The 1,206-nt window shown below is 65.8% G+C and carries 1 protein-coding gene; it reads left to right on the forward strand.

Annotated features, from left to right (window positions below):
* Window positions 1-1,206, forward strand: a 1,206-nt coding sequence (locus MWU77_RS24375) for a condensation domain-containing protein (protein WP_247275027.1), incomplete at both ends; no start/stop codon positions are given.

The following is a 1,206-nucleotide window of genomic DNA, read 5'->3' on the forward strand; positions in this document are numbered from 1 at the left end:
GGTGCCGGTAGTGAGGTCGAGGAGATCATTGCGGAGGTGTTCGCGGAGGTTCTGCACTTGGAGAAGGTGAGTGTGGACGAGTCGTTCTTCGCGCTCGGTGGTGATTCGATCGTGTCGATTCAGTTGGTGTCGCGGGCGAAGGCTCGGGGTGTGGTGTTCACGCCGCGGGATGTGTTCGAGCGGCGTTCGGTGGCGGGGCTGGCCGAGGTCGCCTCGCGTGTCGATGCGGATGCGCCGCGGAAGTTGGCCGAACTACCCGGTGGTGGTGTCGGTGATGTTCCGTTGACGCCGATCATGCGTGAGGTGCTGGGCTGGCCCGGCGGTTTCGACAGATTCTCGCAGACCATCGCAGTCAACCTTCCGCAGGACATCACCGCGGACGTGCTCGAGCGGACGATCGGTGCCGTGGTGGATCACCACGATGCGCTGCGGTCGATCCTCGACCGGAGCGACGACGCGGCAACACTGCGCATTCGCGCGACGGGCACTGTCGACGCGTCGTCCCTGATCGCCAGGGTCGAGGTCGCGGCCGAGATCTCCGATACCGATCTCACCGAGATCGCCTCGCGCGAACTCGATTCCGCGCTCGGGCGCCTCGACCCGGAATCGGGCTCGGTACTCCAGTTCGTGTGGTTCGACTTCACCGGCGACACCCGGCCGGGTGTGTTGCTGATCGTCGCGCATCACCTGGTGATGGACGGTGTGTCGTGGCGAATCCTGTTGCCGGATCTCGGTCTTGCGTGGGGGCAGATCGTTGCAGGACAGGATGTACGGCTCGCCGAGGTCGGGACGTCGTTGCGCCGCTGGGCGCACGGTCTCGTCGAGGCGGCGCCGTCGCATCGCGACGAGCTGGAGTTGTGGGAGCGGATTCTCGGTGAACCCGACCCGCTGCTCGCGCATCGTCCCTTCGACCCTGCGGTCGATGTCACCTCCACGGTGGAACGCATCGAGCTGACACTGGATTCACGGCAGACCGAGGCGTTGCTGACCTCGGTGCCGTCGTTGTTCCGTGGTGGCGTCGCCGATGGTCTGGTGGCGGCGTTGGGGTTGGCGTTGGTGCGGTGGCGTCGGGATCGTGGTGTGGAGTCGTCGTCGGCGTTGGTGAAGTTCGAGGGTCATGGTCGTGAAGAGGCTGTGGTGCCGGGGGCGGATCTGTCGCGGACGGTGGGGTGGTTCACGAGTGCGTATCCGGTGCGGGTGGATCTG

Source organism: Rhodococcus sp. F64268, assembly GCF_023015605.1.
Taxonomy (GTDB): domain Bacteria; phylum Actinomycetota; class Actinomycetes; order Mycobacteriales; family Mycobacteriaceae; genus Rhodococcus.